Source organism: Rhodoplanes sp. Z2-YC6860, from assembly GCF_001579845.1.
Classification (GTDB): domain Bacteria; phylum Pseudomonadota; class Alphaproteobacteria; order Rhizobiales; family Xanthobacteraceae; genus Z2-YC6860.
The window spans coordinates 6,014,969-6,034,802 of the sequence record NZ_CP007440.1 but is presented as its reverse complement, the minus strand read 5'-3'; the positions used below and the strand labels follow the sequence as shown (position 1 = coordinate 6,034,802).

Here is a 19,834-nt window from a genome sequence, read left to right as displayed (position 1 = left end):
GACAGCCTGCAACGGCCGTTGCAGCAAAAAGTCATCAAACGAGCGGAAGAACAGCTCCTTAATCCGACAGTCCCCGCCGGAGAGTCGCTGCCTTGCGGACATCCAACTCATTTTGGTGTTCGGTCCTGGTCATTTCTTTAAAGCTCAATTCGACCTTCTCAATCTTGCCGTTGAATTTGAACGGAGACTTGTAGATCTCCGTCACGGGCGTGCCCTCGTCGGCACCAACGTCAGCACCCTCATCCGCGGAAAACGCGCAACATTGTGTCTGCTCGATACGGCCGGTGCCGACATTCTTGTCATTGATGAACAGGGTGCCGGTGCCTCCTTTGCCAACACCGCCGCCATCATAGGAAAACTCGAAACGCAGGTTGGATTTGCCGGGAGGCAGTGGCGCCTTGGACGTGATCGTGAAACGCTTCAAACCGAGCCAGTTGTAAGTGTAGGCTGGTTTGCCGTCCTTGACGTACAGACTCCAGCCACCGAACCGCCCAGCCTGTGCAACGATAGCACCGTTCATAGGTCCTTTCGGAGCGTCCAGCTCGGCGATGATCGTGTGGGAGCGGTTCTTCAAATTGATGAAGACATTCTCTGACATTCCAATCATGCCCTGATGGACCGTCAAGGAGGTGCGCCCAGCCATCAGGCTTGGACGCCCGACCAATGATGCAGTCATGCGCTCCAACAGGCGATCATCCAGAGGAAGCACCGAATACTTTACAGCTTCTTTCAAAAATTCACCTTGCATCTCCTTGAGCTTGTCCGGATTCGTCTGCGCCAGATCGTTGACGAGGCTGAAGTCCGACCGTGCGTCGTAGAGTTCCCACCTGTCGTTTTCGAACGTCGCGCGATTTTGATACTCCCACGCCGCACGGTGGACAGTGCCGGCGAGCCAGCCGTCCTTGTAGATGGCGCGGTTGCCGAAAATCTCGAAATATTGCGTGGTGTGACGGCTTGCAACGCCGCGTTCGTTGAACGTGTGGACGAAGCTCGTACCTTCTATGGGCGTCTGCACAGTGCCGTTCACGCTTTTCGGCTCGGGTAATCCTGCTGCTTCGAGGATGGTCGGCGCGATGTCGATGACATGCTGCCATTGCGAACGCAGCTCACCTTTGGCCGAAATTCCTTTCGGCCAGTGGATCACCATGCCATTGCGAGTACCGCCATAGCTGGACGCAACCTGCTTCGTCCACGTGAACGGCGTGTCACCCGCGACCGCCCAGCCAGCGGCGTAGTGATTGTAGGTCGTCGGTCCGCCAAGCTCATCGTAGTGCTTGAGCATATCCGGTACGGTCTCACGCACTTGATTGAAGTAAGTATATTCGTTGAAAAGACCATTCATACCGCCTTCGGCGCTCGCACCATTGTCGCCGACGATGTAGAAAACCAGCGTGTTGTCGAGCTGACCGGCGGTCTTGATGGCTTCGACGAGGCGTCCGATTTCTGTGTCCGCATATTCGGCAAAACCGGCAAAAACTTCCATTTGGCGGGCAAAGAGCCGCTTCTCGTCGGCCGAAAGTGCTGCCCAGTCCTTGATCGCCTCGGGTTTCGGCGCAAGCTTGGTGCCGGGCGGCACAACTCCTAGCTTGATCTGACGTGCCAGCGTTTCTTCGCGAAGCTTATCCCAGCCCTGGTCGAATTTGCCCTTATACTTTGCGATCCATTCCTTGGGCACGTGATGCGGTGCATGGGTGGCGCCGGGCGCGAAATAAATGAAGAAGGGCTTATCGGGAGTCAGCGACTTCTGATACTGCATCCACGCTATAGCCTGGTTCGTCATATCCGTCATGAAGTGATAGTTCGGATTCTTCGGCAACTCCACCTGTGACAGTCCGTCGTAGATCAGCGGTGCCCACTGATTGGTTTCTCCGCCAATGAATCCATAAAATTTGTCAAAGCCAGACCGGGTCGGCCAGCGGTCGGTCGGGCCTGACGGGCTTACCTCCCATGCCGCGGTTTCATGCGACTTGCCGAACGCGGCAGTGCTGTAACCATTCAGCCGCAGCATCTCCGCGAGCGGCGCGACGTTGTTCGGTCGTTGTCCAGTCTGTCCCGGGAAGGCCGTCGCCGTTTCGGTGATTGAGCCCATGTTGTTCGTGTGGTGATTGCGTCCCGTAAGCAATGCAGCGCGAGTGGGCGAGCACAGCGCGGTTGTGTGGAATTCGTTATAGCGGAGACCTTCGTTCGCAAGCTGATCGACGGTCGGCATGTGGATCGGTCCGCCGAATGCGCTAGACTGACCAAAGCCCATGTCGTCGATCAAAACGACCAGCACGTTCGGCGCCTGCGCCGGTGCCTTGACTTCGAAGCGGGCCGGCGGGATGGCCTCGCGCACATCGAGCACCGTACTGTGTGGAATGGCCGGTTCCGGAATCGGCAACACTGTACGGTCAGTTGGTAGCACGACCGGCGCGGTCGCCGGGCTCTGCGCTGCGACTGGCGATATCAGGAGCAAACACGAGATTGCGGAGCCGAGCAGCCCGCTTCGCACGCGTGTTTGATGCCGCTGATGTCGGGCATAGTCGATGGAGTCGATTTTCATAATCTCTCTCCGGATCGCGTAATGGCCCGCCCAGAAGACGGTGCTGCGGCCGCCGCAAGCGCTTGAATTCGTTTGCAAAGCTCCAGACCGCTTGACCAAAGGTCGGCCAATTAACTTCGGTTAATATGTTGGTCAGCGGGCATTGGTGTTGATTTGGATCAATCTCCCCAGTTCGCCGAGGCGGAGACTGATCGAAGTCGGAGGGGGCAGTCATGTCGCTTGTTCAGCGTTCAACGCATTTCGTATTTGCAGCGCTCTTCAGCGCGGTCATCCCAGGGGTGGCGATGGCAGACGAAGGTGGTGTGAGTTTTTGGCTTCCCGGCATGTTCGGAAGCCTCGCGGCCGCGCCCCAGCAGCAGCCCGGGTGGGCCTTTATGACCACCTATTATCACACCAGCGTCTCAGCTCAGGGTGACGTGACACGTGCGAGAGAGATCACAATTGGACGGTTTCCCGCCAATCTCTCAGCGACTGTGAATGCCAAGCTCGATGCCAAAGTTGATGCTGGTCTCTTTGCTGCGAATTATGCGTTTGCGACGCCGCTGCTTGGCGGCCAGGCATCTCTCGGATTAATGGGTCTTTACGGGCGCAACAACACATCACTCAACGGCAGTCTCAATGGAGCGTTGACGGTTGGCGGCGCCAGCATTCCATTCTCACGCACCGACAGCATCAGTCAAAGCGTGTCGGGGTTCGGCGACCTTTATCCGCAGTTCGCGCTGCGATGGAATGCCGGCGTACACAACTATATGTACTATGTCACCGGCGACATCCCTGTCGGAGCCTATGACTCGACACGTCTGGCCAATCTCGGCATCGGGCATGGCGCGATCGATACCGGCGGCGGATATACCTATTTCAATCCGCAAACGGGACGAGAATTCTCCGGCGTCGCCGGGTTCACATACAATTTCAAGAACACAGACACCGACTATCAGAACGGCGTCGATTTCCATTTCGATTGGGGCGCATCACAGTTCTTGAGCAAGCAGTTGTTGATCGGTCTGGTGGGCTATGCCTATCAGCAGGTAACGGCTGACAGCGGCGGTGGAGACCGCGTTGGCGATTTCAAGTCGCGCGTGTTCGGCGTCGGTCCGCAAATCGGATACATCTTCCCTGTCGGCGATCATCAAGGCTACGTTAACTTGAAGGGATACAAGGAGTTCGGTGCGGAAAACCGCCCGGACGGCTGGAATGTCTGGCTCACGTTCGCGATTACACCGGCAGCGCCGCCCGCTGCCACTCGTGCACGGATGATAACGAAGTAGCGGACCGCTGCGAGCCGCAGCACAGATTTGATCCGTATCAAAGCGGGACGCGAAGGAATGCTCTCTAGCTGGTAGCCGACGACAACGGAGGCGACCATGCGCACTGCATCATGCTTGGCTGTAATGACAGCCATCCTGGCAACTGCGGGAATAGCAGTCGCGGGGGATTTGCCATCCCGCCAAGCGCCGCCGCCGATAATTGGCGGCGGTCCTGGCACGAAGGTCGGCGTCCTCGAGTGCAGGATTGCACCGTCGGTCGGTCTACTTGTCGTTGAATTCCAGAAGATGAATTGCCGCTTCAGCCCCGATGGCGGAGCATTTCCTGAAATCTACACGGGGACTTTCACCACCGTCGGCGCGGCCGTGGGATTTACGGCCGGCGGCGCCCTGACTTGGGGAGTATACGCGCCAACGCAGCGCATGGTTCCGGGGGCTCTTGCCGGGTCCTACAATGGAGTCAGCGCGAGCGCCACGGTCGGTATCGGCCTCGGCTCGAATTTTCTGCTCGGCGGCTCCCAAAATACGGTGGCGTTGCAGCCGTGGTCCGTCGAAGGTCTCACCGGATTAAGCGCCGCTGGCGGCATCACGAACTTGCAGTTGTACGGTTCGTAGCGCGGCACGCGGCACTGCGCGCGGTAGATTCGTTGATCGAGATTGAGATTGCGAATGACACGCAAACGGAGACATTTCGCGCAAACGAAGAGTTGGCCTGCTGAAGCCCATGTCAGGATTATAGTGTTCGCGTTAGTTGCGTCGATCGTCTTCGCGTTGTTCGGTATTGTAGTGTTCAGATAAGTCAACGCCCGACATTTTCCCCGGCCTTGGAGGGACCCGACTAGCCCGGTTGGATCCTTCGTATTTCAGTGCCCACGACGCTCATTTTCAAATTCTGACACATTGCTGCGCGTGGTTTGCGTTGGATCAAAGCGCGCGACGACGAGTCGAGTTTGTGTAAATGGATTAATGCACACGATTCAGCGAACAGGGGGCTTTCATGTTCCGCAGCAATTCAAAACCATACGTCCTAGCCGCTTTGAGTTTGCTGACTGGCGGACATGTCGCCAGCGCTGCCGATCTTCCGCAAAGGCCTGAATACAAGGCACCGGCGATTGTCACGCCCGCCCCAAGTTGGACTGGATGCTACATCGGCGGCAACGTCGGATACGGTTGGGGTCGCGCTGACGTGGAATCGTCAACCGGTGGAATTTCGTGGACGAACGGTGGCGTGATAGGGGGCGGTCAAATCGGTTGTGACTACCAATTTGCCGGAACTGGATTCGTTGTCGGCATCCGTGACATGTTCGACTGGACCGGGTTGAGCGGCAGCGGAACGTTCGCAAGCGGCGCGCTAGCCGGAAGCATCGCCAGCAGCAACACTAAATGGGCCAACACTCTCACGGGCCGCATTGGTTATGCTGTGATTCCAGCCGGCTTGTTCTACGTCCAAGGCGGCGGCGCCTGGTCGCGCATGGACGTCACCATCACCAACGGCGCGGGCGTCCAGACAGGCCAATTCGCGAACAATAAGGGCGGCTACGACGTTGGCGCCGGCTTTGAATATAAGTTCGCGCCGAATTGGTCAGGCTTCATCGAGTACAACTACATGAACTTCGGAACCAATTCCGCCACTACGACGACGGGGGTCAACGTCAATCTCAAGAAGGACTCTCAGAACATCCTGTTCGGCGTGAATTGGCGCATGTGACGAGAGCGAATGCTAACGAGGACCGTGAGGATTCGTTGCCTGCAGTTGCGCGTTGGAGTCGGCTGCCTCCGCAAGGCAGCCGCTCTCGTTTTTTTACGAACTGTCTCACAATTTACGGAAGAAAATCGTCAAGACCGCGATCGATTGTTAGCGCTCCGGCGCCGGCCCACACGGAATAACGAATGCTGGAAAACAATACGAAACAGGTGAGCCAAACACGAACAGTCGCCATAGCTTCAATGGTTTGGGCCGCCTCGATATTTCTCAGTCGCGTCATTGGATTGGTGCGCGAGCAAGTCATCGGCCGGACTTTGGGCGCAAACCGCCAGGCAGACATCTATTTCGCCAGCTTCACGTTGCCGGACTTCTTGAACTATCTGCTCGCAGCGGGCGCCCTGTCGATTGTCTTTATTCCGATCTTTCTCAAGCATCTTGAGGCCGGCGACGAGCGACGCGGCTGGGAAGCCTTCAGCGCCATCGCAAACTTCATCATTGTCGTTGGAGGAATTGGCATCGCGTTTCTGATGATCTTCGCACGACCTCTGGCCCACGTTGTTGCGCCGGGCTTTACTGATCCTGCCGATGCAGACATCCTGGTGCGCCTGATTCGGATCGTCCTTCCCGCACAGTTCTTTCATGTTGTTGGCGGGTTGCTTTCCGCGGCTCTCCAAGCGCGAGATCGCCACGTACTCCCGGCCTTGGCACCACTCGTTTATTCAACCTGCATTATCGCTGGAGGAACGCTCGGGGCAGGTCACTATGGAATGGGCGCCGACGGCTTCGCCTGGGGCGTGCTCATAGGGTCCATATTGGGCCCCTTCGCCCTGCCCCTGTTGGGCTGCCTCAGGATGGAAATGCGTTGGCACCCGACCGTTTCTTTGCGCAGTTCAGATCTTCGGCAATATATCTGGCTGTCTTTTCCCATCATGATCGGCTTTTCGATCGTGGTCGTCGACGAATGGATCATCAAAAACCAGGCGTCCTATCTCGACGCGGGCGTCCTGTCCCACCTGCAATACGGCCGAACGCTGATGAAGGTGCCGATAGGTGTGTTTGGCATGGCTGCGGGCGTGGCGTCGTATCCCACACTAAGCCGATTGGTGGCGGCAGGAAGTGTGGTGGATGCATACGCTCTGCTATGTCGCGCAACGCGGCTGATGTTGTTGGCAACGTTTGCTGCACAAGTGTGCATGACGCTCGCCGGGTTCGAGATTACGTATTTGATCTGGGGACTTTTCTCCAGCAAGTTCAGTGTCGCTGACGCGACGGCCACGGCGTCAGTTCTGGCATTTCTGTGTTTCGGGCTGACCGGCTGGGCAGCGCAAACCGTCATCAGTCGAGGATTCTATGCCTTGGGAAGCACTTGGCTTCCTACGATCGTCGGGACGATCATCGCGTTTGGCATGGTGCCTTTTTATATCGTACTACGACAGCACTGGGGCTCAACCGGATTGGCTATGGCAAGCTCCATCGCAATTATCCTATATGTGTCCATCCTGGCCTCGCTGCAGCATCGGCGTTTCCAGCGAGAAGCGGCGACAAGGGGCACCAGCTTGAAGGGCCTACCCAGCATGGCTGTTGCAGCCTTCCAACTGGCGTCGGCGGCCGGTGTTGCGATCGTCGTTGGTTTGCTCGCGCGAACGGCTCTCGACGAACTGCTGCCCGGAACGCAACTCCTCGCGATGCTGATCCGGATCGGTATTTTATGCAGCGTGGGGATCGTCATTTACTTGAGCATGGCGCGCCTCCTCGGAGTCACCGAGTTGGTCAATCTCGCCAACGCGTCGTTGCGTAAATTGCACGTGCAAAGCGCCTGAAATTGATCTGCGACAGTGCCAGCTCGCCGCATGCCAAGGAAGAGGCGACTACTTGGCTCTGTCCATTTTCGATTACTCGTCCATAGCATCCAGAATCGCGCGCGCTCGCAACGACAAAGCGGAATAGTTGAGCACTGGCGTGAAGTCCTGGGTCCGAAGCGGACCCGCAGGTCGCCCCACAAATACTCGATCGCCATCTTGCATCGCCGCGAGATCCCCCAGACGCAGAGTCGCATCAGAAAGGTCGCTAACCGGAGCAATGCTGAAGATGTCGCGAGCATTGCACGTACATTCAGCGACGTGACTTCGCCGATACAGAAACGCCGTGATGAGTAGGGCAGCGGCCGAATACGTGGCCGCGCAGCGCATCAATGCGGACCATCCCGAAGCGCACACTGCTCTCGGCACGTTTTCTGCTCAACGCGGGCTTCCTATGGAAGCGGAACAAGAATATCGGGCCGCACTCAAGTTAAGTCCGCAGTTTGCGGCGGCAGCGGTTAATCCCGCCGATCTCCTGAGCGAAATCGGCCGAGAATATGATGGTGAGGAGATCCTGCTTGCTGCAATCGCAAAATTGCCACCCGATGCTGCCCTTCGCCACGCATTAGGCTTGACTTGCACCCGGCTCAAGCAGACCGATAACGCGCTCATCGCGGTGCAAACTGCCACTGATCTAGATCCTCCGAATGCGATGTATGCATGCGTCTATGCAGTCGCGTTGCACTCGGCAGGCCGGGTGGATCAAGCCCTCGCGGTGTTGGAACAAGCCTTATCTCGGCGGAGGATCGAAATATATTGCTGGCGCTAGTCGCGCTTAACCGTGACGCCGGAGCTGCTTCCGCCGCTCTCCGTTACGCTGAACGCTTGCCATCTATCGCCACTGATGCTGCGGCTCAAACTTTAGTGCGAAGTATTCAAAGTTGGACTCGCAATCCGAAAAAGTGACGATCGGCGAATGAAGCTTGCTCCGACCGACGGCGCCTGAAGAAGCAAAGATGTGCGTCGGCCGGCGTCCCCGCGGTCCGGCTACATAAACTCATGTCCTACGCCGAACAGACCCAGAACTCGTCCGGCTAGAGGCCACAAACTGATTTTCTCGCCGCTGCCGAGAATTTGGATCGAGCGCTTGACGATCCAATGCGTTTGTCTGCGCGAGCTACATTCATTTCAAATGGGTCACGGCCGGGCACAAACAAGATGATCCCGCCACACCGCGCTTGCGTAGCAAATGCCGGCTGGTTGATCTGCATCAAAAGCGGACGGAAGACCCTGGGGTCAAATAATCATATTCGAATTGGCCATCATGACGAGGTTATTACCATGAAAAAGCTGGGTATCCTGATCGCGACTGTCGTGCTGCTTTGCGAAGCGCCGTTGTCCGTTGAGTGGTCGGCTACGGGCTGGCCCGTGCCTGCTGTCGACAGTGCGCAAGCTCGCATTGGGCGACCAGCGACTCCGGGCAGCGTCGCCGGGGTTGCCCGTCGCACGACGCGTCGCACTGTTAGGCGCGCCGTAGTCGTGGCTCCCGTACGACGTGCTATCGTTTATTGCACCGCAGTGGGATACCCCGTGGGCTGTGTTCCGCGCTAGTCAGATCAGTTGAAGATCGCGGTGCGTCAGACCGAACCGACGCATGGCAATAGAAATAGCCGGTGCAGGCGGTTGTGCCGTCGGATTTGGGATCCAACCCGGGGGTAGGCGGCGCCGCTACCGGCGCGAAACACGCCTCGCGCGGCGCAAGTCGAGACCGCGCCTCCGGCCGCGTAGCCGCGGTGGCCCGATGACGTGTGCAGCCAACATGAGTCAACGCAATAGCGTGCCGGAATCCCCGTTCGCGAGGCTGCACACCACGCGATAGATCTCATAGGTCCCGATCATCTCGAACCGTTCTTCGATCGGTTAGCTACCTTTGTGCCCGCCGCATCGAGCCAGGCAGCTGCTTTCGTGCAATCCGCCACCGCCCAGGATCGCACGGAAACTCGGTTGAGACGGAGCACCGCGCCCATTACGGCCGCCTGACGATTCCAGCAATGCTCGTGGACAATGGCAGCCCGATCGATTGCACGGGCAGCCTCCTGCCACTTTCGGCAGGCGGCGCAGGCGGCATCGTTATCATCCCAGCCAGCGAGGGCGGACCAATCGAACAAAACAAGCAGACGCATCAAACCGGCGTACTGTTTCGCAAACGTTCCGCCGGCTTCGCCAAACTCCAGAGCAGACTGCCGCCCCTTGATATGGACGTTGATGATTCCACCGTGATTAGCAGTGACGAGCTTAATCATCGGCGCGATTTCAGCAGGCTGATACGCTGAAGCTACTCAATATGTGCAACCAATGACCTCCGCACGCCCAGCGCGGCGATCGCCCGGTGCGATTGTTCACGAGGTCAGCGGCATTCCGAGCGAAAGATTGCGGGTTTCGGCTCACTCTTGCGTGCGCTGAGTAGTCGCGCATCGCGGCTGGTGCTCTTTCAGGGATCATTGCAGCGTCGTTGAGATCGGGGGAATGATTCATGCCGATAGTATCAAATTGCGGCGCCAGTTTGCTGTTCGCGTGCGCGCTTGTCAGCGTGATGGCGGTGCCGTCTCTCGGTCAGCAAAAATCTTACACGCGTTCTGGCGTGCTTTCTTGCAAGTTGGCGCCCACCGTCGGACTCGTCGTGGGTTCGCGGCAAAAGATAGGCTGTCGATTCACGCCCGACGGCGGCGGGCCTTCCGAAGCCTATGCTGGAGCGATAACCCGTATTGGCCTTGATCTTGGAGTTACGGCCGGGGGCGCTATGGCATGGGCCGTTCTCACCTCGGCACATATCTCTCCTCGCGGCGGACTCGCTGGCCGATATGTGGGTGCAAGCGGCGACATCGCGCTCGGCATTGGAGCCGGCGCCAACGTGATGATCGGCGGCTCGAACAAAGCTGTCGCGTTGCAGCCCGTGTCTGTCGAAGGGCAGGTGGGGGTCAATATCGCATTGGGCGTTGCAGGACTCGAACTGCAGGCGGCTCGATAGCTGGCGCAAATACGCAACTGTAAGCCCTCCGGAGGCGAATATGAAATTGCTATCGTACGTTCTATTGGCTTGCCTTGTCTGGACGGTTGGCGCCGGGTGCGCTTCCTCCCAGACGATTGGCTATGCGGAAGCCATCGACCGCCTCGCCCAAAGCTGCGCGAAGGACATCGACAAGTTCTGCAAGACACTCAATCTCGGCGGTGGGCGCGTTTCTCAATGCTTGGAGCAGAACCAGGCGGGTGTGTCTCCGAGCTGCAAGTCTACCATTGCCGATCTGAAGTCGCTGGTGGCGACGCGGGCCCAGGCGCGTGCTTCCGTTATGCGGGTATGTGACTCGGATATCAGGCGGCTGTGTTCTGGTATCCAGCCCGGCGATGGGAACCTGATGGAGTGCTTCTACAAGGCGAGACAGCGCGTCAGCCCTCAGTGCCGGCAGACGGTCGCCAACGCCGGCTACGACGTGTCGCTGAGCCCGTCGGCAGGGACAAGCCAGGTTGCGCTGGACTCGAACGATCTTGTCAGCAGCTTGCAAGGGATCGAACAGGCCGCCAATACCATCAATGCCGCAAGCCTCCGCCAACTCGCGTTGCAGTCGATGAACGATCCATCCCGAGCGAACCGGATGAATCGTGCCCCGCTGTCCGCTCAACTGGGGCAGCATGCACAGCTGACCATCGCGATCCAGTTTGACTTCAACTCGGCCCGCATTCGCACCGATTCGTTCCGGGCGGTCGGTTTGATGGCTGACGCACTCAACCATCCATACCTGCAAGGTTATCGCTTCCTGATCGTCGGCCACACGGACGCCAAGGGTAACCGCGAATACAATTTGAAGTTGAGCCAGCAACGTGCGGATGCCATTCGCGAAGCGTTGATCAATCCTTTCGGGATCAATGCGTCGCGAATCGAAGCTGTCGGGCTCGGAGAAGAGCAACTGCTCAAGCCCAATAGTCCCGAGGCATCCGAAAACCGGCGGGTGCAGCTCATCAACATCGGGCCGATCTCACGATAAGAATTTTGGCGCGGAGAATGCTGGCTGCCAAACAGTCATTAGTCTCAGCCCAAACCAATTGAAAACGCCCACTTGGTAATCCTGATAATTCATAACAAAGCGAAATGCCGCTTTTCATAGCCCCTTTAAATCAAAGGGGCTGTGTGTCAAATTACACGCCATAGTATTCATGTTTTAATTGCTCGTTCTGACCGGGGGGTAGCAATGAGCAGCGCGTCGGCTGGCCAACAGCCCCTAGACCGCTTTCCTCTCATACGGACACGAAGCGTCGATGAACTGATCGCTTCGGTGACGCGCTATTATGGGCACATCGATTTCAAAATTCCCCGGGACACCAAATCTTTCAACGTCCGAGCCAATCATTGCCAGCTCCAAAGTCTTGGATTGTCTTACGCGACCCATGGGTCTCCGCTCGAGATCGAGCTCCCGGCGTTCGAATATTTCGGCCAACTGTTCTCGCTCGGTGGCAATGCCGAGGCTGGATCGGGTCGCGCCACTGTTCCGGTCGATCGCACCAACTCTTGCGTCGCCAGCTCCCACGAGAGCACCAGGCTGAAATATGCGGGCGACTTCAAGCAACTCGCACTGAAGATAAATGCTGCGGCGTTGAACAAGAAGTTCGAAGCGTTGACCGGGGCGCCGTTGAAGGGGCAGCTGAGATTTGAACTGGCTTCGGACCTTCGGCAGCCGGGCGCTGACTTTGTCCGGCGACAATGCATTTTGCTCGTCGAGCAGTTAAGTGAGATCGAAGCACCCCCTTCAACGCTGGCGCTTGCGGAATTTGAGCAGTCGATCATGGTTGCCTACCTCTGCGGCAATCGACACAACCATGCCCAGCACCTGGAAAGAAACCCGGACAATTCCAGTCCCTGGCAGGTTCGGCTGGCAGAAGGGTACATTGAGGCCAACTGGGATCAGCCGCTGACGGTCGAGGCGCTTACGATCGTGACGGGCATCAGCGCGAGAAGCATCTTTCATTCATTCAAGCAGCACCGCGGCTATTCACCGATGGAGTTCGTGCGCGGGGTCCGGCTGAAGCATGCAAACGAACTCCTGGTGCACGCCATCGAGAGCACTTCGGTGACCGACGTTGCGTTCTCCTGCGGCTTTGGAAATCTCGGGCATTTCGCGCGTTATTACCGTCATCGGTTCGGCGAGTCTCCCTCGCAAACGCTGAATCGGGCCAGGGGTGTGCATCGCGAGGCGATGTCCTAGGGTTTGACTTGAGATCACAAGCGCAAGTGCAGCTCTGCGCAGATCTGCACTTCCTTGCGTAAATTGAGTAGCCCGCCAAACAGGCACATCGCATGTTTTGCATGGTTGCGTCCGCCGCTGCGGCGGCGACCGAGCGATGCATCTCGGCGTCTGACTGGCCACTTTTGCTGTCGGCGACGCGACACGAGACCGAGGGGCGGCATGGACGGGGGAGTTGGTATGAAAGCTATACGTATCGGTGTTGCCTTAGGCTTGGCTGCATTCGCCGGCTGGTTGGCCAGTTCGACACCTTCGCAGGCGCAGCCACTCGCTCCATCGGCCCGCACAATCGATGCTGCACAGTCAGGCGCGGCGGAACAGCAATCCGCGCAACGTCCGAATATCATCTACATCCTCGCGGACGATCTGGGATGGAAGGACCTTGGCTTCCACGGTTCGGACATCAAGACGCCGAACATCGATCAGCTCGCACAAGACGGTGTGAAGCTCGAGCAGTTTTATGTGCAGCCCATGTGCACACCAACGCGAGCCGCGTTGATGACTGGCCGCTACCCGTTGCGGTACGGCCTGCAAACACTGGTCATCCCGGGCGGATCGACATACGGCCTGCCTACCGACGAGTGGCTGATGCCGCAGATGCTGAAAGAGGCCGGATATACGACCGAGATAATCGGCAAGTGGCACCTTGGGCATGCCAAGCGCGAATTCTGGCCGATGCAGCGCGGATTTGACTATCAGTACGGGTCGCAGATCGGGGAAATCGATTATTTCACCCACATGTCGGTCGGGAAGAATGACTGGTATCGCGATAACAAGCCGCTTCAAGAAAAGGGTTATGTGACAACGCTGCTGGGTGATGATGCGGTCCGGCTTATCGATCGACAGGATTTGCGCAAGCCGCTGTTCATGTACCTCGCTTTCACAGCCCCGCACGCGCCGTACCAGGCGCCGCAAGCCTATCTCGACCGATACAAGCACATCAGCGATCCAAATCGTCGCGCCTATGCGGCAATGATCACCGCTATGGACGATCAGATCGGCAGGGTCGTGCAAGCATTGGACAAGCGTGGAATGCGCCAGAACACGATGATCGTGTTCCACAGCGACAACGGTGGCAATAAATCGACGCTCATGAGCGGTGAGAGTGAAGTGAAAGGACCGTTGCCGTCCGACAATGGGCCGTTGCGCGGCGGCAAAGGCGATCTGTACGAAGGCGGTGTCCGCGTCCCGTCACTCGTCAATTGGCCCGGTCACATCAAACCCGGCACCGTCGTGAATCAGATGATCCATGTCGTCGACTACTATCCGACTATCGCGAGGCTTGCGGGTGCCAGCACCGCGAAGAGCAAACCTCTCGATGGCTTTGATGTGTGGCAGACGATCGCCGAGGGCAAGCCGAGCCCGCGCGATGAGGTGGTTTACAACGTCGAAGCGTTTCGTGGTGCGGTTCGCAAGGGCGATTGGAAGCTCGTTTGGCGGTCGACGCTGCCTTCCAAGATTGAGCTCTTCAATCTGGCGAACGACCCGTACGAAAAGAGCAACCTTGCGGAGCAGAATCCTGAGAAAGTCGCAGAGCTGCAAAAGCGGATCGACGGCTTGGCGTCCGAAATGGCGCGTTCGCTGCTGCTGACCGAAGTCTTTCAGAAGATCGTCAAAGGCGTGAGGACGACGCCACCAGCTCTTCCCAATGAAGATACCTTCTATCAGCAAGCCGACTAAGAGCCGCGATCAATCAGAACCGGCGGGATTGTGCGCACCCGCATCGGATGGAGACTGTTGCAAGCGCGGCACCGAAATTCTGTGTGGGGTTGGGGGAGTCAATGAATACGAAGACCAAGCCGTTGCTGTGGGCATCGGCAGCTGTTGCCGCATTGCTGCAGTACCCAAGCGCATCTCACGCCGACGAGGCTGGCATCAGCTTTTGGCTCCCCGGACAATACGGAAGCATGGCCGCGCTTCCGCAACAGCCCGGCTGGATGCTGGCCACGGCCTACTATCACACGTCGGTCAAAGCGGACGGGAACGTGAGTGCGGCCCGCCAGGTCGAGGCCGGCCGGTTTACCTCGACCCTGAACGTCAACCTCAATACCAATCTGAAGGCGCATGGTGATCTCGCGATCTTTGCGCCGAGCTACGTGTTTGCGAACCCGGTGCTCGGAGGGCAGCTGGCTGCCGGGATGACTGTGATTTATGGCCGCACCGACACGTCGATCAACGGAACGGCGATGGGCACATTGGGACCGCTAGCGCTCGTGCGCAACGGCTCCATCAGTGATGCAGAGAGCGGAGTTGGCGATCTTTATCCGCAAGTGTCGCTTCGGTGGAACGCTGGCGTGCACAACTACATGGCTTACATGACCGGGGGCATCCCGGTCGGGACCTATGATTCGAGCAATCTGGCCAATGTGGGCATTGGACATGGTGCCATCGATGCCGGTGGTGGATATACGTATTTCGATCCGCAGAAGGGTCATGAGTTTTCGGCCGTCGCCGGCTTCACATACAATTTCACCAACCCATCGACGGACTACCAGAACGGGACCAGCTTCCATCTGGATTGGGGTGCGTCCCAGTTCCTTTCAAAGCAAATGCACGTGGGCCTGGTCGGATATCACTATCAGCAGCTTACGGCTGACAGTGGTCAGCCGGTCTTCCTGGGTGACTTCAAGTCACGGGTCGCGGCCATCGGGCCGCAGGTCGGCTTCATTTTCCCTGTGGGCGACAAACAGGGCTATTTGAATTTCAAAGGCTATAAGGAATTCAACGCGGAGAACCGCGCTGAAGGCTGGAATGCGTGGGTCACGTTTGTGATTGCGTCGGCTCCGCCGCCGCCAGGCGCCCGGCCGAAGACCATGATCACCAAATAGCAGCGGTGCGAACAGAATGGTGGCAATGCTCGGGTCGCGATCGGCCAGAATCGCGCTGGTTGTTGGCCTTTTGTTTTTGGCGGTTGGTGCGGGGCTGGGAGCCTATCAATATCTGACGCGTCCCATAACGCTGACTGTGGCCGGGGGATCGGTCGATGGCGAAGTGGTTCGTGCGCTGTCGTTGCTCGCCGAAAGGGTCGCGTCGAGCAAAACGCGCACTCGGCTGAAGGTCGTCGATACCGCGACCGCGATTGCCGCATCCGAGGCGCTGGCGAAGAAGCAGGTCGATCTTGCGGTGCTGCGACCAGATGTCGGGGATTTGAGTGCGGCCCGGAGCGTTGTGCTTATCACGCATCTGACAGCCATGGTGGTCGTGCCTGCCGGTTCTTCGATCAAGTCGTTCGGTGATTTGAACGGAAAGGTTCTTGGTGTCGTCGACACAGAGGTCAATCAACGGCTCGTTGAATTGCTTGTGAAAGAATACGGGCTCACCCGTGCGGGCTTTCAGATCAAGGATCTGACGCCAGCGGAAGCGCGGCAGGCAATTCTGAAAAAACAAGTCAGCGCAGTGCTCGTCGTCGCGCCGCTCACCCAAAGATACTTGACAACTCTTCGCGGTCTCGTTCCGCCCGGTGCGAAACAACAGCCGAACATCATCGCTTTGGACTCGGCGGAGGCGCTCGCTGCTGTGTCACCGCAGTACGAGAGCTTCGAGCTTCCAAAGGGAGTATTCCGGACATCACCCCCGATCCCGGATGACACCATCGATACGATCCGTGTGCCTCTATTTCTGGCGGCACATAAGGATGTGCCGGAAGAACTGATTTCGGACTTGGCGAAAACGATCATGAATCTGCGTCAGGAGCTGGTCTCCGAGGTCCCGGGCCTCGTGCAAATCAGTGCGCCGGGCGCCGACAAGGATCCGCCGATCCAGGTCCATCCGGGAGCGTCGGCGTTCTTCCAGGGATCTCAGACGACCTTCTTTGAAAAATATAGCGACGTGCTGTTTTATGGGATGATGATATTCGGCTCACTCACGTCGCTGTGGGCAGGGGCGCGTCGCTTCATGGAGTTTGGGCCACCGGGGCCCACAACCAACCCGCTGGACGATCTGCACGCGCTAGGGGCGCGCATCCGGGCCGCCAGGGACGATCATGATCTGGTCGCGATCGAGGATGAAATCGATCAGATATTGAATCGTGAGTTGCAAAGACATGGCAACGGCGATGCACAAGCAACCGAGACCGGTGCGTTGAGCCTTGCGGCCAGCAGGCTCGAGCATCTGATCAATTTTCGCAGACAATCGCTTGTGCCTGCCGGCGCATCGCAGCCATTGGCTTAGTCTGCGGGACTCGACAAATTGGCGCGCCGGTTGCCCGGCGCGCCAATTGTGTCCAGCTGCACGATTGGCAGGTCGATCCTACTTTATCGACTTGGCCAGCGCTTCGACCGCCTGCATTACGGTCTTCTTGGGATTCTTCTGGCAGTGTTCGATGACGAGCTTGGTGTTGGCGCGCAGATTTTGCAGATTGACGACGGTTCGGTTGCGCTTTCCGTTGTAGTACCCGCTCAACCAGATTCCCGTGGCCACTGCATCTTCAAGCGGTACGCTTGTGAGCTCCGAACACGTCACCTTCGACATGTCCGCATGCTCCTGGGCTTGCGCCCCTGAAGCCATCGCGAACACCAGTAGAGTTAAAAGAGCTGCTAGTCTTGGCATTGTCATCTCGACAACCTCCCCAATAACTTCAATCAGCCGACCAATAGGAGTGGCCATAACGAACGCCTACTCAGAATCGGCGATGATCGATCGAAAAGCGCAGCGTGCAAAAAAGAATCCGTTTTGTAGGGGCCAGAAGGGCCTCGATGGCATTCGCTGATCACCCTTCGCGGTTTCTGAGTAGTCCCCGAAATGATCAGTCGGCAACGTGTGGGCGACGGTCGCTCGTACCAAGAGCGACACATGGTTGGCTAGATCACCAAAGGGAGCAGGCCAGTGAGAGTGCCGCTAATTGGCTTCATCGCCGCTGGATTGGTCTGCGCGTCGCCGGGCGCCATCTTCGCACAGACGGCAGCGCCGGCCGGCACGACAACTCCGGCGCAGCCATTGCTCAAGCCGGAACAGCTGGAGCAGATACTCGCGCCGATCGCGCTCTACCAGGATGATGTCCTTTCGCAGGTTCTCATCGCGTCAACGTATCCACTCGAGGTCGTTCAGGCCGACCGCTGGGCGCGCGAGCACAAGACGCTGAAGGGCGACGCACTCAAAACGGCATTGGCGGGCCAAAACTGGGATCAGAGCGTGAAAGCCCTGATTGCGGTCCCGAGCGTCCTCGCAATGATGAGCGAAAGGCTGGACTGGTCCCAAAAGCTCGGCGATGCGGTTCTGGCGCAGCAAAAGGACGTCATGGATGCCATCCAGCGGCTCCGTGCGAAAGCTCAAGCGGCCAAGAAGCTGGCGTCGACGAAGGAACAGACAGTCGTCGTCAAGACCGAGCAGAACAAGCAGGTCATTGTTATCCAGTCCGCTGTCCCCGGGACGATCTACGTTCCCTATTACAATCCCGCGGTCGTATACGGCGCCTGGGCATACCCGGCGTACCCGCCGGTTTACTACCCGCCGCCGGGCTACGTGGCAGGGACGGCATTCGCAACCGGGTTGGCCTTCGCGACCGGCGTTGCTGTTGGCAGCGCAGTCTGGGGCGGCGGGTTCAACTGGAACAACAACGATATCAATATCAACGTCAACAACAGCAACACGATCAACAAGTGGGAGCACAATTCGGCGCACCGTCGCGGCGTTCAATACAACAATGCCGAATTGCGACAGCGATATGGAAAGGCCGATTTCAGCCAGGCCAACCAGCGGATGGACTTCCGCGGCAGAAATGGCGAGCAGGTGTTGAGACCCGATGCAAATCGGCGAGATCTTTCGAGCGGGCCGAATGGTAGCCCTCAGGCGGGGCGCAACGACAGACCGGCCAACTTGAATGGTCCCAACAATCGCGACCGCGCCGCTTCCAGCAACCGTGCTGGCGGCCCGAACGCCGCACCCAACAGAACGGCGGATTTGGGCGGGCGCGACCAATCCAATGCGTTCTCCGGTATCGGGAACGGCGACGGCGCACGACTGAGCTCTGAGCGTGGCCGCGAAAGCCTTGGTGGCGGCATGGCTGGGGGAGGGCGGTCGTTTGGCGGAGAGCGCCCTGGGCGCGGTGGCGGTGGTGGTGGTGGCGGCGGAATGCGTCGAGGGCGCTAGTGCGATCCTCTAGATGAATAGCAAAATTTCAAAATCACTCACATGTCGGCGGGGATGAAGATGACCGTAAGCAGCGCACGTAGACCGTCGTGGTGGCTTGTCATTTGTGTGAGCGCTTTGATCGCGATGGCGGCGCAACCGGCGAACTCACAGCAATCATTCAAATCGCCCCATGAAGCGGTGGACGTGTTGATCGCTGCCGCAAAGGCCGACAGCGACGATCGCGCCATCGCAGTGTTGGGCTCCCAAGGTCGCGATATCATCTCGTCGGGCGACATCGTTGCCGACAAGGCCGCCCGGACAAATTTTCTCAGTAACTTTGAAGCGAAGCACAAGATCGTTCTCGAAGGAGACAATAAAGCTGTCCTCGTGATCGGTTCAGGCGATTGGCCATTTCCAATTCCGATGATTCGTAAGGACGGCGCATGGCAGTTTGATACGGAAAGCGGTCGCCGAGAGATCCTGTATCGCCGTATTGGCAGCAACGAACTCGACGCAATCCAGGTCTGTCTCGCTTACGTCGACGCGCAAAATGAATACGCGGCTGCCGACCCACAAGGCACCGACCTGCACGCTTACGCACAGCGCATCGTGAGCACGCCCGGCAAACGCGATGGGCTGTACTGGCCGGATGTGCAAGGCAGTCCGAAAAGTCCTCTTGGCGAGCTTGTGGCGCGCGCGTCGGCAGCGGGCTATCGCACCGATAAACAGGTGCCATTCCACGGCTATTACTATCGGATTTTGACCGGGCAGGGCCCAGCCGCATCCGGTGGCGCTTACGATTATGTCGTTCGCGGCAAGATGATTGGAGGATTTGCACTACTGGCCTATCCGGCCCGCTACGGGAATTCTGGAGTCATGACCTTCGTCGTCAATCACGACGGCGCCATCTATCAGAAGGACCTCGGACCGAATACGGATCGAGTTGCCTCGGACATCAAGCTGTTCAATCCCGATCATACGTGGAAGCGTGTGGAGAGCGCGGCCAAGTAGCTGCGCACAGGCGGGCTTGCCGGCCGCACTGAAAGCAGGCTTTGCGCGATCGCAAAAAAGATTTGGACGCCTGCCTGGGAAGCCAGGCTCTTGGGCCGTGGCCAGCAGAATTCCGTGGTCGTCTTGTCGCGGCTGGCTTAGCCTTTCGC

General features: G+C 58.2%; 17 protein-coding genes. 14 read left to right on the top strand and 3 right to left on the bottom strand.

Annotated features, from left to right (window positions below):
* Positions 1 to 58: 58 nt before the first annotated feature.
* The gene (locus RHPLAN_RS28355; protein ID WP_084245738.1) at positions 59 to 2,542 is read right to left on the bottom strand and encodes an arylsulfatase; all 2,484 of its coding nucleotides are present in this window, start codon (positions 2,540 to 2,542) and stop codon (positions 59 to 61) included.
* A 212-nt stretch (positions 2,543 to 2,754) separates the two neighbouring features.
* On the opposite strand from RHPLAN_RS28355, the gene RHPLAN_RS28350 reads away from it, so the two are divergent.
* The 6 genes from RHPLAN_RS28350 (at position 2,755) to RHPLAN_RS41060 (ending at position 8,922) form a co-directional block, all read left to right on the top strand.
* Positions 2,755 to 3,810, top strand: a complete 1,056-nt coding sequence (locus RHPLAN_RS28350; RefSeq protein WP_442971786.1) for a SphA family protein — start codon at positions 2,755 to 2,757, stop codon at positions 3,808 to 3,810.
* A gap of 123 nt (positions 3,811 to 3,933) precedes the next feature.
* On the top strand, positions 3,934 to 4,422 hold the full coding sequence (locus RHPLAN_RS28345) for a DUF992 domain-containing protein (protein ID WP_068025398.1): 489 nt from the start codon (positions 3,934 to 3,936) through the stop codon (positions 4,420 to 4,422).
* Positions 4,423 to 4,804: 382 nt separating this feature from the next.
* The gene (locus RHPLAN_RS38620) at positions 4,805 to 5,515 is read left to right on the top strand and encodes an outer membrane protein (protein ID WP_084245734.1); all 711 of its coding nucleotides are present in this window, start codon (positions 4,805 to 4,807) and stop codon (positions 5,513 to 5,515) included.
* 182 nt (positions 5,516 to 5,697) lie between these two features.
* Positions 5,698 to 7,332, top strand: a complete 1,635-nt coding sequence (gene murJ / locus RHPLAN_RS28335; protein ID WP_198164533.1) for a murein biosynthesis integral membrane protein MurJ — start codon at positions 5,698 to 5,700, stop codon at positions 7,330 to 7,332.
* Positions 7,333 to 7,660: 328 nt separating this feature from the next.
* Complete coding sequence (locus tag RHPLAN_RS28330) at positions 7,661 to 8,140, top strand: tetratricopeptide repeat protein (protein ID WP_068025392.1); 480 nt, start codon at positions 7,661 to 7,663, stop codon at positions 8,138 to 8,140.
* Between the two features lie 512 nt (positions 8,141 to 8,652).
* Positions 8,653 to 8,922 (top strand): hypothetical protein, encoded by a 270-nt coding sequence (locus RHPLAN_RS41060; protein WP_084245730.1) that lies wholly within the window; start codon positions 8,653 to 8,655, stop codon positions 8,920 to 8,922.
* Positions 8,923 to 9,206: 284 nt separating this feature from the next.
* Here the strand turns inward: RHPLAN_RS41060 and RHPLAN_RS28325 are convergent, their stop codons facing one another.
* On the bottom strand, positions 9,207 to 9,614 hold the full coding sequence (locus RHPLAN_RS28325) for a hypothetical protein (protein WP_068025390.1): 408 nt from the start codon (positions 9,612 to 9,614) through the stop codon (positions 9,207 to 9,209).
* Between the two features lie 230 nt (positions 9,615 to 9,844).
* On the opposite strand from RHPLAN_RS28325, the gene RHPLAN_RS38610 reads away from it, so the two are divergent.
* The 6 genes from RHPLAN_RS38610 to RHPLAN_RS28300 all read left to right on the top strand — a co-directional run bounded on the left by RHPLAN_RS38610 (position 9,845) and on the right by RHPLAN_RS28300 (position 16,775).
* Positions 9,845 to 10,339 carry a DUF992 domain-containing protein gene (locus tag RHPLAN_RS38610; RefSeq protein ID WP_084245728.1) on the top strand — a complete coding sequence of 165 codons (495 nt, stop codon included), beginning with the start codon at positions 9,845 to 9,847 and terminating at the stop codon, positions 10,337 to 10,339.
* Between the two features lie 40 nt (positions 10,340 to 10,379).
* Positions 10,380 to 11,351, top strand: coding sequence for an OmpA family protein (locus RHPLAN_RS39730; protein WP_157100531.1), 972 nt, complete (start codon positions 10,380 to 10,382; stop codon positions 11,349 to 11,351).
* 204 nt (positions 11,352 to 11,555) lie between these two features.
* Positions 11,556 to 12,566, top strand: coding sequence for an AraC family transcriptional regulator (locus RHPLAN_RS28315; RefSeq protein WP_084245726.1), 1,011 nt, complete (start codon positions 11,556 to 11,558; stop codon positions 12,564 to 12,566).
* Between the two features lie 219 nt (positions 12,567 to 12,785).
* Complete coding sequence (locus tag RHPLAN_RS28310; protein WP_084245724.1) at positions 12,786 to 14,285, top strand: arylsulfatase B; 1,500 nt, start codon at positions 12,786 to 12,788, stop codon at positions 14,283 to 14,285.
* Between the two features lie 101 nt (positions 14,286 to 14,386).
* Positions 14,387 to 15,433, top strand: a complete 1,047-nt coding sequence (locus RHPLAN_RS28305; protein ID WP_068025379.1) for a SphA family protein — start codon at positions 14,387 to 14,389, stop codon at positions 15,431 to 15,433.
* Positions 15,434 to 15,449: 16 nt separating this feature from the next.
* Entirely contained in the window at positions 15,450 to 16,775 is a 1,326-nt protein-coding gene (locus RHPLAN_RS28300; protein ID WP_068025376.1) for a TAXI family TRAP transporter solute-binding subunit, read from the top strand.
* 78 nt (positions 16,776 to 16,853) lie between these two features.
* On the opposite strand, the gene RHPLAN_RS38605 is transcribed toward RHPLAN_RS28300, so the two are convergent.
* Positions 16,854 to 17,210: an HdeA/HdeB family chaperone gene (locus RHPLAN_RS38605; RefSeq protein ID WP_084245722.1), complete on the bottom strand. Its 357-nt coding sequence runs from the start codon at positions 17,208 to 17,210 to the stop codon at positions 16,854 to 16,856.
* Positions 17,211 to 17,429: 219 nt separating this feature from the next.
* Here RHPLAN_RS38605 and RHPLAN_RS28290 point away from each other — a divergent pair, with 219 nt between their 5' ends.
* Positions 17,430 to 18,692 (top strand): DUF3300 domain-containing protein, encoded by a 1,263-nt coding sequence (locus tag RHPLAN_RS28290; RefSeq protein WP_084245720.1) that lies wholly within the window; start codon positions 17,430 to 17,432, stop codon positions 18,690 to 18,692.
* Positions 18,693 to 18,752: 60 nt separating this feature from the next.
* Positions 18,753 to 19,685 (top strand): DUF2950 domain-containing protein, encoded by a 933-nt coding sequence (locus RHPLAN_RS28285; protein WP_068031953.1) that lies wholly within the window; start codon positions 18,753 to 18,755, stop codon positions 19,683 to 19,685.
* The last annotated feature ends 149 nt before the right edge of the window (positions 19,686 to 19,834 follow it).